The organism is Nostoc sp. DedSLP03, assembly GCF_034530815.1.
In the GTDB taxonomy this organism is placed as follows: domain Bacteria; phylum Cyanobacteriota; class Cyanobacteriia; order Cyanobacteriales; family Nostocaceae; genus Nostoc.
In genome coordinates this window covers 35423-50112 of record NZ_JAVRCK010000066.1, presented here as the reverse complement: position 1 = coordinate 50112, position 14690 = coordinate 35423, and the positions used below count along the sequence as shown (strand labels likewise).

Annotated in this window: 13 protein-coding genes; 8 read left to right on the top strand and 5 right to left on the bottom strand. The window is 42.9% G+C overall.

The window, feature by feature from the left end; genetic code table 11:
- Positions 1–280: 280 nt before the first annotated feature.
- From RM368_RS26415 to RM368_RS26405, 3 genes are all read right to left on the bottom strand, one after another.
- A complete protein-coding gene (locus RM368_RS26415; RefSeq protein ID WP_322696788.1) occupies positions 281–997 on the bottom strand; it encodes a pirin family protein in 717 nt (238 codons plus the stop codon).
- A gap of 292 nt (positions 998–1289) precedes the next feature.
- Entirely contained in the window at positions 1290–1865 is a 576-nt protein-coding gene (gene dps, locus RM368_RS26410) for a DNA starvation/stationary phase protection protein Dps (RefSeq protein ID WP_322696787.1), read from the bottom strand.
- 116 nt (positions 1866–1981) lie between these two features.
- Positions 1982–3031, bottom strand: a complete 1050-nt coding sequence (locus RM368_RS26405) for an aldo/keto reductase (RefSeq protein ID WP_322696786.1) — start codon at positions 3029–3031, stop codon at positions 1982–1984.
- 165 nt (positions 3032–3196) lie between these two features.
- On the opposite strand from RM368_RS26405, the gene RM368_RS26400 reads away from it, so the two are divergent.
- The 7 genes from RM368_RS26400 to RM368_RS26370 all read left to right on the top strand — a co-directional run bounded on the left by RM368_RS26400 (position 3197) and on the right by RM368_RS26370 (position 11636).
- Complete coding sequence (locus tag RM368_RS26400) at positions 3197–3406, top strand: hypothetical protein (protein WP_322696785.1); 210 nt, start codon at positions 3197–3199, stop codon at positions 3404–3406.
- 121 nt (positions 3407–3527) lie between these two features.
- Positions 3528–4133, top strand: a complete 606-nt coding sequence (locus RM368_RS26395) for a Uma2 family endonuclease (protein ID WP_322696784.1) — start codon at positions 3528–3530, stop codon at positions 4131–4133.
- A 114-nt stretch (positions 4134–4247) separates the two neighbouring features.
- On the top strand, positions 4248–4655 hold the full coding sequence (locus RM368_RS26390; RefSeq protein ID WP_322696783.1) for a thiol-disulfide oxidoreductase DCC family protein: 408 nt from the start codon (positions 4248–4250) through the stop codon (positions 4653–4655).
- Between the two features lie 264 nt (positions 4656–4919).
- On the top strand, positions 4920–5090 hold the full coding sequence (locus tag RM368_RS26385; protein ID WP_322696782.1) for a hypothetical protein: 171 nt from the start codon (positions 4920–4922) through the stop codon (positions 5088–5090).
- Complete coding sequence (gene treZ, locus RM368_RS26380; protein ID WP_322696781.1) at positions 5062–6909, top strand: malto-oligosyltrehalose trehalohydrolase; 1848 nt, start codon at positions 5062–5064, stop codon at positions 6907–6909. The genes RM368_RS26385 and treZ overlap by 29 nt, the downstream gene beginning before the upstream one ends.
- Before the next feature lie 314 nt (positions 6910–7223).
- Positions 7224–10022 (top strand): malto-oligosyltrehalose synthase, encoded by a 2799-nt coding sequence (gene treY / locus RM368_RS26375; RefSeq protein ID WP_322696780.1) that lies wholly within the window; start codon positions 7224–7226, stop codon positions 10020–10022.
- 102 nt (positions 10023–10124) lie between these two features.
- Complete coding sequence (locus RM368_RS26370; protein WP_322696779.1) at positions 10125–11636, top strand: trehalase family glycosidase; 1512 nt, start codon at positions 10125–10127, stop codon at positions 11634–11636.
- A gap of 220 nt (positions 11637–11856) precedes the next feature.
- Here RM368_RS26370 and RM368_RS26365 read toward each other — a convergent pair whose 3' ends face one another.
- Together RM368_RS26365 and RM368_RS26360 are read right to left on the bottom strand one after the other, a co-directional pair.
- Entirely contained in the window at positions 11857–12183 is a 327-nt protein-coding gene (locus RM368_RS26365; protein ID WP_322696778.1) for a hypothetical protein, read from the bottom strand.
- Positions 12184–12569: 386 nt separating this feature from the next.
- Positions 12570–12722, bottom strand: coding sequence for a hypothetical protein (locus tag RM368_RS26360; protein ID WP_194041182.1), 153 nt, complete (start codon positions 12720–12722; stop codon positions 12570–12572).
- Between the two features lie 455 nt (positions 12723–13177).
- Between RM368_RS26360 and RM368_RS26355 the strand changes: the two genes are divergently transcribed.
- The gene (locus RM368_RS26355; RefSeq protein ID WP_322696777.1) at positions 13178–14587 is read left to right on the top strand and encodes a nicotinate phosphoribosyltransferase; all 1410 of its coding nucleotides are present in this window, start codon (positions 13178–13180) and stop codon (positions 14585–14587) included.
- The last annotated feature ends 103 nt before the right edge of the window (positions 14588–14690 follow it).

The following is a 14690-nucleotide window of genomic DNA, read 5'->3' as shown; positions in this document are numbered from 1 at the left end:
TGCTGATTTTATCACCCAGTCAGTTTAAAAGATGTTGGTAATGACAAGCTTTTTAAGGGGGACTTTGATTCCAGTTCCCCCCTTTTTAAGGGGGGTTAGGGGGGATCAATTAAGTGCAAAGATACAGCCAACTACTTATCAAACAACTTCTGAGACATTCTGCTAGCATTTCCAGTGATTTTCTTTGCTTTCACGGAACACGCAAACATACTTAATTCGTAAACCTAATATTCTGAGTTAAAGGCTCATCTAAATGAGCCTTTAACAGAGAAAAGAGATATTAGCCTAAATCGAAAAGCAAGATTTCGCCGCCGATGTTGGTGCTAATTTCTAACTGTTCTTCGCCGTTGATTTGTACACCATCACCGGCTCTGAGTTCTTCGCCATTTAGGTTAACTATGCCTTGCGCTATTTGTAACCAGGCATAACGGCCAGATTTGACTTGATAATTAACAACATCACCATCCTCTAAAACAGATGTGTATAAATCAACATCTTGGTGAATTGTCACAGCACCATCGCGCCCATCTCTAGCAGCAATTAAGCGGAGTTTACCGCGCTTTTCTTCGAGAGGAAAAGCTTTTTGTTCGTATCTTGGCGTTATTCCTTCTCGATCGGGAAGAATCCAGATTTGTAGTAAATGGAGTGGTTCAGTTGGTGAAGGATTAAATTCACTGTGGCTGATTCCAGTTCCAGCGCTCATAATTTGGGCATCACCGGGGCGAATTACCGAACCAGTACCCAAGCTGTCTTTATGCTCTACAGCACCTTCTAAGACATAAGTGAGGATTTCCATGTCACGATGACTGTGGGTAGGGAATCCTGCACCAGGGGCGATGCGATCGTCGTTAATTACGCGCAGAGAGCGAAATCCCATCCGGTTGGGATCGTAAAAACTACCGAAGGAAAATGTGTGATAACTATCGAGCCAGCCCATTTTCGCGTGACCGCGAGAATTGCGATCATGAATTAAGTGGGTAATTGTATTTTGAGACATATATTTACCTCGTTGTTAATGAGTATTTAGAGACGCGATTCATCGCGTCTGTACAAGAATTAGAAATCAGAATGGAATTAGGATACTTTTGGCTAACTTACTAAGTTATTGAATTTGAACTATTAATCTTGATGTATCGCTTGTCGAAGATATTATCAAATGTTTCGACCTAGTTTTGAACTATTTCAATAGTAAAGTATGTACATATAAATGAAAAGTACGCACTTAAAAGTGACGTACTTACCAAAAAGATACTATTAGATTTACGAAAGACTACTTTTCTCAAAAGTGCTTACTTTACAACACCAGCAGGAATCTTCTGAGTTTTAGTAGCAGCCGCTTTACCATTCTCTCCCTTAATTTCTGCTACTTGCAGATGAGCTTCTAAGAACCAGAGTCGTTTGTCAATGGCGCGAGAAATTTCGGTGTAAAGATCGGCGGTATCGAGGTCGCCTAATTCATCATTTTTATCGATCGCTTCCCGGAGATGTTTAGCATATAATGCATAACGATCTGACAAAGCTGTTACGTGGTCTTTACCATCCAAAATATCTAAGGGATATTCTGGCAAAATTGAATTACTAGCTGCGGCGCGGGCTGTTCCGAAAGCGTATCCGCCTAAAGCTGTGACACGTTCAGCCACCATATCGATGTATCCTTCCAATTCCGCAGCAAGTTCATCAAATAATAAGTGTAACTGGTAAAAGTCAGTACCTTTAACATTCCAGTGCGCTTGCTTTGCTTGGGTTTTTAGATCGGAAGTAGCTGCCAAAGTTTGGTTAAGAAGTACTACGATTTGCACTCGCGCTTCGGCGGGAATGTCAATGCGGGTAGGGTACAAACGTGATGTAATGCTGTTGTCGCTCATGATTCTACGTTGTTAATGCCTTTTAAATCCAACTTTACAGAATTGTTTGGTTTGGCGAAACTCTCTGACGATGGATTGAATTAATGCCTGAATATGTTACTGTTTATAACTATTAGTTAAATACGATGATTTTCTATGGTATTGAATGTACCACCGAAAAGGCGATCGCGAATTACATCATTTTGCAAAAAGTCATGGGGAAAACCCAGTTCAATTTGACTCACTTCATCTAACCGTTGCAGATGTTCTGGCGAAAGTGTGACTTCTATTGAAGCTAAGTTATCTTGAAACTGCGATAATTTACGTGCGCCAATAATCGGAATAATCACACCACTTTGAGCGCGTAACCAAGCTAATGCTACCTGTGAAGGTGTACGATCAATTTCTGCTGCAACTTGACTTACCACTTCAGCGATCGCTAAATTTTTTTCAGAAATCCCTCCGCCTAAAGTTTCGAGTCGCCCTTGTTCAGCGCCTCCTTGAGAAGATCGATTATATTTACCTGTCAACACACCACCACCCAAAGGCGACCACGGTGTTACTGCTAAATCGAAGGCTTTAGCCAAGGGTAGCAAATCTCGTTCTGGTGTTCGCTGAATCAAACTATACTCAATTTGCAGGGCGACAAACTGCGTCCATCCTTGATAATGGGCGATGGTATTTGCTTGGGAAACAATCCAAGCGGGTGTGTCAGAAATACCGATGTAAAGTACTTTACCTTGACGCACTACATCATCAAGCGATCGCAAGACTTCTTCAATTGGTGTTGTGAAATCCCAAGCGTGCAACCAGAATAAATCAATGTAATCGGTATTTAGCCGTTTTAGGCTACCTTCCAAAGACTGAATTAAATTCTTGCGATGGTTTCCACTGGCGTTAGGGTCGCCCTTTCGATCGTTCATCCGCAAGGGAAAGGAATATTTTGTCGCAACTACAAAGCGTTCGCGTTCTTTAGCGATTAACTCACCGACAATTTTTTCACTGCTACCATCGGTATAACCGTTGGCGGTGTCAATGAAATTTCCGCCTGCTTCTGCATAGCTATCAAAGATTTTCCGACTTTCGTCAACAGATGCACCCCAACCCCAATCTTCACCAAAGGTCATGGTTCCCAAGGAGAGTTCAGAGACTCTTAACCCGCTTTTGCCTAAGAGTTTGTATCTCATGAATATTTTCTTATTAATGAAAAAACTATGGCATTTACCATTCCAAGGGCATGATAACTGGAAACTGGGGGCGATGTTTGACTTAATGCATCGTCCTGCTATGTTAATACATCGACCTGTTATGTTAATACATCGACTTGTTATGCCAATACATCGACCTGTTATGTGAATACATCGACTTGTTATGCCAATACATCGACTTGTTATGTTAATACATCGACTTGTTATGTTAATACATCGACTTGTTTTACTTCGCACTGGTTTGGTGGGACAAGAGCAATGCCTGCGGTGGTCACTGAGCGGCTGGTGAGCATCTCGGCTTCGCTCGATGGAGCCGGAGTCGAACCATGTCGTTCGCGTGGTAACAGAGCGTAGTCGTTCGCGCAGCGTCTCGTAGAGAAGTGTGGGCTATGCCTACGCAATTAATTCGCTACCTCATGGTAGTTTTGCTTGATAATACCTTCGTTACAATAAGCCTACGTCAAGTCAAAACATAATGACCTACACCTCGCCCAAACTACTCACCTTTGAGGAATTTATCGCCCAATATGGTGACAATACACGCTACGAATTAATCGATGGGCAATTAAGAGACATGGAACCTACAGGGCCACACGAAGCTGTTGCAGGTAGTATTGCTGGTAGAATCTTTGTTGAAATTTTTAATTCTCATTTCAACTGGCTAATTCCAAAAACTTGTCTGATTAAACCGCCTGCGGCTGAAGCCACAGCACTGCGTCCTGATGTAATTGTTTTAGATAAAGCAGAACTGAGTAAAGAACCACTTTGGCAAAAAGAACCAATAATTTGTAACGGCAATACAATCAAACTTGTTGCTGAAGTTGTGAGTACTAATTGGCAAGATGATTATGCAAGAAAAGTTGAAGAATACGCTTTTCTTAACATCCCAGAATATTGGATTGTGGACTTTCGTGGCTTGGGTGGCTTACAGTTTATCGGCAATCCCAAACAACCAACATTTACGATTTGTCAGTTAGTGAATGGTGTGTACCAGCAACAACAATATCGCTTAGGAGATACTATTTCTTCTGGTGTCTTGCCCAATTTACAACTAAAGCTAGACGACATTATGCATATTTAAACTAGAGACTGGTTCGGTGAGGTAAAAGCGATCGCTACGGTTATCTAAGCTAGAATACCAAAGTTGTGTTTTAGACACATTCGACAATTCAATTGCCAAAGAGCGATTATTTTTATGAATTACTTCGTAATCTACGACGGGAATTGTAATCTCTGCGTTAGCCTAGTGCAATTGCTAGAAACCTTAGACCAAGGAAAGCTGTTTCGCTACAGTCCCATGCAAGATGAGCAGACACTTTTACAGTGGGGAATTTCAGCCCAAGATTGCGGACAGGGAATGATTTTAATTGATGGCAATAACCCTCAGAGACGTTGGCAAGGCAGTAATGCAGCAGAAGAAATTGGGCGGTTATTGCCAGCAGGAAGTATATTTGTAGACGCTTATCGAGCATTACCGGGGATGAAATGGGCAGGCGATCGCTTTTACGAGCAAATCCGCGATAACCGCTACGCAATCTTTGGTAAACGTTCTAATACATATCAATCATCATACTGTGTAGATGGTAGCTGCAAGCCAACTTAAGTTTAAATGTTTGCCCCACATACGCTTTACCCCACCCCCAACCCCTCCCCTTGCCAAGGGGAGGGGCAGTTTTGGCTTTAGACAAAACCGGGGTGGGGTGACGCGGATAGTGATGGTAAACGAGTAGATTTAATATCAGGTGATTATAAAGCTTTCACGTGAAGTTGATACCAATGCTTCTGCCCCCAGTCCCCAGTCCCCTCGCCCTTTGGTCATTAGACAGAGTTTATTTTAGTCAAAAATCCCCCTCCAGATGCTAGCAAAATGTCTGCTAGACCAACCATTATGCTATCTGGCGTGTTTGTAAACATTGTGCAATCAATGACATTTGCGATCGCCTATGGCGGGCGTGTACGCCATCGCGCCCTAATTTGGCACAACAAAGAGTCTGACGGGAGGATACTGCGTGAAAATTGGTGCAAACTACTTGGGTAACGGAGAGTGTGAATTTAGAGTTTGGTCTCCGCTATTAGATAGCGTTACGGTAAAAATTTTGACGCCAGAAGAGCAGTTAATTCCCCTCAAGCCTCAATCTGAGGGATACTGGCACACGAAAGTCAACGATGTGTATCCGGGTGCGCTTTATCGGTATGTCTTGAATGGCCAAGACAACTTTGCCGATCCGGCGTCGCAGTATCAACCGGAAGGGGTACATGGGCCGTCGCAAATTGTCGATCCTTCTTTTGAATGGACTGATGAAGGATGGACGGGTATTCCTGTAGAGTCGATGATTTTCTATGAAGTTCACGTTGGCACATTCACGCCGGAAGGAAGTTTCACCGCCATCATTCCCCGTTTACCAGAACTGAGAGAACTGGGAATTAACGCCATTGAAATCATGCCGATCTCGCAGGTTCCGGGAGATACTCATATTGAAGCATCTCTTGCATATCGCAACTGGGGCTATGATGGCGTTTATCCTTATGCTGTGCAAAATTCCTATGGTAGTCCAGCCGAACTCAAGCAACTAGTAAATGCTTGCCATCAAAATAATATCGCCGTTGTGCTGGATGTGGTATATAACCACTTTGGGCCAGAAGGCAATTATATGGGTCAGTTCGCGCCCTACTTTACTAAAACCTATAAAACGCCGTGGGGCGAAGCAATGAATTTCGATGATGCCCATAGTCAGGGTGTGCGAAATTATTTTATCGAAAATGCGCTTTACTGGTTGGGCGAATTTCACATTGATGCATTGCGGCTGGATGCCATTCAAGCAATTTATGACTTGGGAGCCAAGCATTTTTTATGGGAATTGGCGGAAGCAGTTCATCATTTCTCACAACAAGGGCAAAGATGGAAACGCCATTTGATAGCCGAAAGTGACTTGAATAATCCGCGAATAATTCGTCCAGCAGAATTGGGTGGATATGGACTCGATGCTCAGTGGAGTGATGATTTTCACCACGCATTGCACGCACTGTTGACAGGCGAGCGCCAAGGATATTATCAAGATTTTGGCAAATGTGCCGATCTAGCAAAAGCTTATAGCGATACTTTTGTCTACGATTGGAAATACTCGCCCGATCGCAAACGATTTCATGGCTTATCTTGCCGCGATCGCCCTTTATCACAGTTTACAGTCTGTATTCAGAATCACGATCAAATCGGCAATCAAATGAAAGGAGAACGCCTCGGCCAGAAAATCTCTTTTGAGGGATTGAAATTAGGTGCTGGTGCTGTGCTGCTATCGCCCAACTTACCCTTGTTATTCATGGGAGAAGAATACGGCGAAACTGCACCGTTCATTTACTTTGTTAGTCACTCCGATCCCGATTTGATTCAAGCAGTTCGAGCCGGACGCAAACAAGAGTTTGAAGCATTTCACTTCGCAGACGATCCCCCAGATCCAGAATCATCAGAAACTTTCCTCAAGTCTAAACTTAATTGGGAATTACGCAATCAAGGAAAGCACAAAGTTCTCTGGGATTGGTATCGTCAGTTAATTAATTTACGCAAGACACATCCAGCCCTGCTCAACCAAGACCGCAATTTCATCGAAGCAACTAGCGATGAAGAGAAAGAGATAGTCATCGTGCGGCGTTGGTGCGAATCGAGTGAAGTCATATTTGTGATGAATTTCAAATCGTCTCGAGTGACAGTAACTTTGCCGTTTGAGCATAATGCTAATAAATTGTTGGACTCTGCTGATACTTCATGGTCTGGGCATGGTTCTGAAGCCCCTGAACATCTGTCTGTAGGCCAAGAAGTGAAATTGCAACCTACTAGTCTAGTACTCTATGAAAAAGGATGAGGGAGAGAGTTAGAACTTAAAGTTTCAGCCTGATAATCTCAAGGTTCGAGCAAAAAGGTTGTTTGAAAATGGTTGTCTGTGATGTTAGGCACTTATTGATCCTCCCTAACCTCTTAAAATTTACCCCACCCTAACCCTCCCCTTGCAAAGGGGAGGGAACTAGATTAGATTTCTTGTTTCCCCCCAATACATCGGGGGGATTAAGGGGGGTAATATCCTTTTGCTACCGAGAAGAGGACTTTTCAAACATCCTCTCAAAGCTTCATCTTCCTCATCCCCCTTACTCCCTATTCCCCACTCTGTACTAAAAAAATATGCGAATTCCCACCGCCACTTATCGAATTCAGTTTACACCTCAGTTTGGCTTTGACAACGCCAAAGCGATCGCAGCTTATCTAGCAGATTTAGGTGTTTCCGATTTATATGCTTCCCCCATTTTCAAAGCACGATCCGGGAGTACGCACGGTTACGATATAGTAGATGCCACTCAACTTAACCCAGAACTGGGAACTAATGAGTCCTTTGATGCATTAGTTGCTGAAGTTCAATCCCTTGGTATGGGTTGGTTACAAGATATTGTGCCCAACCACATGGCCTATAGCAGCGAAAACGATTACTTGATGGACGTATTGGAACACGGCCCGGATTCCAGCTATACCGATTACTTCGATCTTTCTTGGAATGCTCCCTTTGGCGATCGCCAAGAGCGAATTCTGGCTCCTCTGCTGGGAGATTTCTATGGTACATCCCTGGAAAACGGACACATTCAACTGCAATACGAACAAAACGGTTTAACCGTCAACTATTACAGCTTAAAATTGCCACTGCGGTTAGAATCTTATACAAAATTTATCAGCCATAATTTAGGTAAACTCACGCGCACACTCGGACGCAATCATCCCGATTTTATTAAGCTATTGGGGATTCTCTACATTCTCAAAAGTGTGCCTTCAGAAGTTGCCGGAAAACAGCGACAAGACCAAATCGCATTTATTAAAGGATTGCTTTGGGAACTCTACACCACAAATGATACCATCCGCGAGTTTATTGACGAAAATCTCCAAACATTCAACGGAGAACCCGGTAATTCAGAAAGCTTTAACCTCCTAGATGAATTACTGAACGACCAGTTTTACCGCCTTGCCTTCTGGAAGGTTGGGGCGGAAGAAATGAATTACCGTCGTTTCTTTACTGTCAATGAACTGATTTCCGTTAAGGTTGAAGAAGTGCGGGTTTTTAATAATACCCACAGCCTAATTCAGAAACTAGTTGAAGAAGGCAAATTTACTGGTTTACGGATTGACCATATTGATGGACTTTATAACCCAATCCAGTATCTCGAAAGACTGCAAGAAAAGATGGGAGATGTTTATATCACCGTCGAGAAGATTTTAGAACTCACCGAAGAGTTGCCGGAAAACTGGAAGATTCAAGGAACATCTGGATATGACTTTCTCAACTATGTAAATGGTGTATTTTGTCAAACAGAAAATGAATCATCCTTCGATAAAATTTACCAAAACTTTATCAGTTCCAGAGCAGATTATGCATCGGTGGTTCAAGATAAAAAACACCTAATTTTGGAAAAGAATTTAGCAGGTGATATTGATAATCTGGCTCTTTTGTTAAAGAACGTTTCCAGCAAATATCGCTATGGCAATGATTTTACACTGAATGGATTAAAAAGAGCGATCGCCGAAGTTTTGAAACTGTTCCCAATTTACCGCACGTACATTACACACGATGGAATTGGAGAAAGCGATCGCGCTACCATTCAAGAAGTAATCGATCGAGCCAAAGAACAAACCCCCCTGTTGCAGAACGAACTGACTTTTATTGAAAAGTTAATGCTGCTAGAGTTTGATAATTCTCTGACTCAAACAGAACGCGAACAGTGGATATATTTTGTCTTGCGAATGCAGCAATACAGCGGGCCGCTAATGGCCAAAGGCGTAGAAGACACCACATTATATGTTTACAATCGGTTGCTGTCGCTGAATGAAGTCGGCGGAAATCCCGGTCATTTTGGCATCGAATTAGCCAAATTTCATGCCTTTAACAAACAGCACCAAGCAACCTGGCCTCACACAATGAACACCACCGCCACCCACGACACCAAGCGCGGCGAAGATGTGCGGGCAAGGTTGAATGTCCTCTCAGAAATTCCCGATGAATGGGATCGGCAGGTAAATACCTGGAGTGCCATGAATCGAGGACATCGTAGCCATCGCCACGGGTTTGCGATGCCCGATCGCAACGACGAGTATTTTCTCTATCAAACCCTAGTAGGGGCGTTTCCCTTTGCCGAACACGAACATGCATCCTTCGTGGAGCGGGTGAAAGACTATATAATAAAAGCAATACGAGAAGCGAAGGTGCATACAGCCTGGTTACGACCTGATAGCCAATATGAAGAAGCTTGTACCTCCTTCATTGGGAAAGTACTCGATCCTGCAATATCCGGGGAATTTCTAGAAGCGTTTCGTCCATTTCAACAGCGAATTGCAGAGTATGGGATATTCAATTCTCTTTCCCAAACTTTACTGAAGATTACTGTACCCGGCGTACCCGATTTATACCAAGGAACGGAACTTTGGGAACTGAGTTTAGTCGATCCAGATAATCGCCGTCCCGTGGATTTTGAACAGCGACGTAGTTACTTAAGCGCTATCCGCGAACAGGCAAAAACAGACATTTTGGGACTAATTCAGGAGTTACTAAACGACAAAACAGACGGCAGAATCAAACTGTTTTTAACGGCTCAATTACTCCAAGCCAGAACAAACTATGTCTCATTATTCCAGGACGGCGATTATTTACCGTTAGAAGTTCAGGGAACCTACGCCAATCATATTATCGCCTTTGCACGGCGGGAGGAGAATCAAACAGCGATCGCGATCGTGCCCCGGTTTTTAACCAGCCTCATCCAGCCAGGAGACAATCCTTTGGGTGAGTCAGTTTGGCAAGATACGCACCTGCAACTACCCCCTGGAACTTCCCCTACTTGGAAAAACGTCATAACTCAGCAACCCTTACAAGCTACAGAAACCCTATCAATCGCAACAGCCCTCACTCATTTCCCAGTTGCCCTCTTAATTAGCACTGCCGAGTAAAAACCAAAATCTTATCCCACGCAGAGAGAACCCTGTAAAACCTCAGCGTTCCTCTGCGTTTCGCTTGGCGTTCCTTTGCGTTAAAAAAACAATTCTGTAATTATGACCCCAACACTGACCACCGCGCAGATTGAAGCTGTGCGCCTCCACATCAAAAAAATGTGGAAAACTTTAACGCGATCGCACGAACACTTATTACAATCTGCCAAGGATACCAAACTAGACCACAAAAGAGAAACTCCCTGGATTGTTTACATTTCCCCTTCAGAAGATTGTCCCAACATTCAGACTGTGTTAGAGCGATCGCTATCTCCAAAAGATATGCAACAGCTAGAAATTCGCACTTTGCCAGCAGAAGCAGAAGCGATTAAAGAGCATGGGTTATTATACTTACCAGGGCCTTATGTCGTACCAGGTGGTCGCTTCAATGAAATGTACGGCTGGGACAGCTACTTTATATTGCTAGGACTTTTGCACGATGGAGAATTGGAGCTAGCACAAAGTCAAGTCGATCAATTGTTGTACCAAGTACAACATTACGGCATTATTCTCAACGCCAACCGGACTTATATGCTGTCGCGATCGCAGCCTCCTGTCCTGAGTATGATGGTCTTGGCGTTATTCCAGCACACCCAAGATGAAGAGTGGTTAAAAGCAACCGTACCTCTGTTAGAGCAATTTTATTATTACTGGGTAGTACCGCCGCATCTGAATGCTGCAACCGGCTTATCCAGATTTTATGCCTTTGGGGAAGGCCCGGCGCCAGAAGTGTTGTTTTCCGAGCGGGATGAAGAGGGAAAAAGCCACTACGATCGCGTCAAGGAATATTACCAAACCTTTGAGGTTGAAGATTACGATGTCAATCTTTACTACGATCGCGAAAATGACAAACTGACCAATCTATTTTACAAAAGCGATCGCACCATGCGCGAGTCTGGTTTTGATATCACCAACCGATTTGGCCCTTTTAGTGCTGATATTCTCCACTACGCTCCTGTGTGCCTCAATAGTTTCTTGTATCAGGTGGAACAAGACATGGCGCAAATTAAGCGTATTCTGGGGAACGAACAATTGGAACAAAAATGGAGCAATCGCGCAGAGATCCGCCGCGATCGGATCGATCAATTTCTCTGGGATGAAGAACAAGGATTATATTTCGACTATCATTTCCAGAATGGAAAACGCCGCCGCTACGAATTTGCCACCACGTTTTATCCTCTCTGGCTGGGAATTGCTTCTCCAACTCAAGCCAAACGCGTCGTAGAAAATCTCTCTTTGTTTGAAGCCCCAGGCGGAATTTTTACCAGTACTCGTGTCACCGGCAATCAGTGGGATGCTCCCCTTGGCTGGGCACCATTGACATTAGTTGCAGTCCTTGGACTTCACCGCTATGGGTATCATACAGAAGGCGATCGCATTGCCAACAAATTTTTAGCTATGGCAGTTAAAGAATTCGAGCGTCACAATACTTTAGTTGAGAAATATGATGTTGAACGCTGTTCTGCCAATGTTTCCGACGAAATCTGCTTTGGGTATAGTTCTAACGAAGTTGGTTTCGGCTGGACAAATGGAGCGATTTTGGAACTCTTAGCAATCAGCGATCGAAAGGTTTAAAGTCAGAATTCAGGAATCAGGAATCAGAATTCAGAATATAGAAGGAATCTAATATGATTGGCATATTTATTCATCCAATATTCTCCTGAATTCTGACTCCTAAGCTTTCGCAAACTACTAACCTAAATAACTTTTTACGCCATCAATTTTATTTTGACAGATATTAGGCTGCCGTTGAAATGCTTTAAGCCTGTACTTGGCCCTTTCACTGTGGAAACGCTTAATTGTAGCAGTTTACATAATAAATATCTGCATAACCGCCGCGATAAGTAGTCCAAGTAATCGAACAGGTTTTTGTTGACGAATAAGCCTCAAGAAGTAAATCAGTAACTTCTTTATACAAAGCGTTATCCTTCCATAAACATGCCCAACCACCAACTGTTGGTAATGCAGGGTTCATTTTAATACATACACCCCTTTGTGCTTCATAAGGATTTAAATGATATTCCCTAATTGTACCAGATGCAGTATCAGCCAAAACTGATGTATTACCCAGCATAACTAAAGCCCAAGGTAAACCCAAATACTTTAAAAGTTGTGCCTTCATGAACTTTCACTCCTTTGCTATATGATTAAATGTCTAGAATAGACAAAAAACATGAAATCTTAAACCCAAAGTAGTTTTGGTTACTCTTTTCTAATACCAACTGCAAATATAGCGTTGCGGCTTGAATTTTGAACGCCTAATGAGACTAAAACTCATGATTGTTATATAATTTTTGCAAGATATCTATTTGTCAGTAGCCAGAATGCAAAATAAATTGGAATAGTGGCGTATTGAAATACGCCACTACTTTTAAATAAAGGAGTTTAAGTACGAAGCTAAATCTACAATTTCGTGGTTTTCAATTATATGGTTTGCCTAAACTCCCAGTAATTGCCCTTATCTGAATTCTGAATTTTAACTCCTATTTCTCAATGCCCTATCAGCATCTACCAATTATCATCTCTATCTTCGTCGTAAGGCTCACCTGTAAAAGGTTGTACGCCAACAGCAGGATAAGCATCATCCGTAGGGCCAAAAATCCGCATTGCAGCTTCAGAAATATACTGAGTTATGTTCGCAATGATTTTGGAAATATCCATAATACTTGGACTCCTTCTTTTTGAGTCGCTTTAATGGTGATGCTTATACTCTAATCCTAATACTCAAGCCTTGCTCATATTCTCAATATATTGAGAATATATGCAATGTTTATTCAGATAACTTTGCAATACTTTAGCTTGTCAAAAAGTCAAATTTTTCTCTTCGATTCTAATTGTAACATAGTTGTTTCTTTCAACTCATTTGGAAAAAGAGCGAAGCAAAACAAACTTTCTCTGACAGGATATTATTTCCCTTGATTAGCCGCCCGACTTAATTAACATTATTGCTAGCCATTACTATTAAAAAATATTAATTATTTGATGAAATTAGTATTAAGCTACCCAGAAATCTACTGTTATACGGCAATTTCAGACAATATACTTACAGGGAGTTGACATCATTTATGGTAAATATTACCATAATAAAAAGAAGCATCTTGTAAGGAAGCTCTTGCATGACAACTTTGCCAGATTTGGACTATGTATATAAACAGCAAAGCCAGCAGAACCCGGAACTGAACCTTTCTGCCGATGACTACAGCTTGCTGACCGACCTTTACCAGTTGACGATGGCAGCTTGTTACACAGGCGAAGGTATAGAACAACGACGGGGAAGCTTTGAATTGTCTGTCAGACGATTGCCAGAGGGTTTTGGTTATTTAATTGCGATGGGGCTGACGCAGGCATTGGAATATTTAGCCAAAATCCGCTTTAGTTTGGCGCAAATTGCGGCATTACAGGCAACAAGAATTTTTGCTCACGCAGGCGATCGCTTTTGGTCGCTTTTAGCTGAGGGAAAGTTCACGGGTGATGTTTGGGCAGTACCAGAAGGGACAGCCGTGTTTGCCAATCAACCACTGTTGCGGGTGGAAGCACCCCTTTGGCAAGCGCAACTAGTAGAAACTTACCTGCTGAATACGATTAATTACCAGACTTTGATTGCCACAAAAGCAGCCCGGTTGCGGGATGTAGCAGGGGAATCAGCAACACTTTTAGAATTTGGCACCAGACGAGCATTTAGTCCCCAAGGGTCTTTATGGGCAGCACGGGCGGCGTTGGCGGGTGGGTTAGATTCCACTTCCAATGTGTTAGCAGCGCTACAACTGGGACAACAGCCAAGTGGTACGATGGCACACGCCTTAGTAATGGCATTGTCAGCAATAGAAGGCACTGAAGAACAAGCTTTTAGTGCATTTCATCGCTATTTTCCGGGTGCGCCATTACTAATTGATACTTACGATACCATTGCTGCTGCCGAGCGCTTGGCCGAAAAAGTAAATTCCGGGGAAATGCAATTAACAGGAGTGAGATTGGACTCAGGAGATTTAGTTACCTTATCAAAACAGGTGCGATCGCTCCTTCCCGGTGTGCCAATTTTTGCTAGTGGCGACATAGACGAGTGGGAAATTGCCAGATTAAAAGCTGCTGGAGCGCAAATTGATGGTTACGGACTGGGAACGCGACTAGTTACAGGTTCGCCTGTCAATGGAGTTTATAAACTTGTAGACATTGATGGCATCCCAGTCATGAAGCAATCGAGTAGTAAAGTTACTTATCCAGGGCGCAAGCAGATTTTTCGCTCGTTTACGGGAGGTAAGGTAAAAGCAGACAGATTGGGACTTTTAGATGAAATTGCTTTGGACGAAGAACCTTTGTTGCAATTGGTAGTGCAAGAAGGTGAACGGATACAGCCTTTGGAGTCGTTGGCAACAATTCGTCAGCGTACCGCCGCCTCAGTTGCGAGTTTGCCACAACAAACACGGTCTTTGCACGATCCTGTCTCGGTGCAGGTAGAAATTTCTGAGGGGTTACGGGTGTTGACTGAAGAAACTAAAAAACGTAGACACACCAGCGGCTTGCCGTAGGCTACCGCAGAGGCACAAAGAACACAGAGGTAAAAGTACTTTTTCAGTCTAGTCTTAATTACGAATTACGAATTTGTACTGAGCGAAGTCGAAGTATTACGAA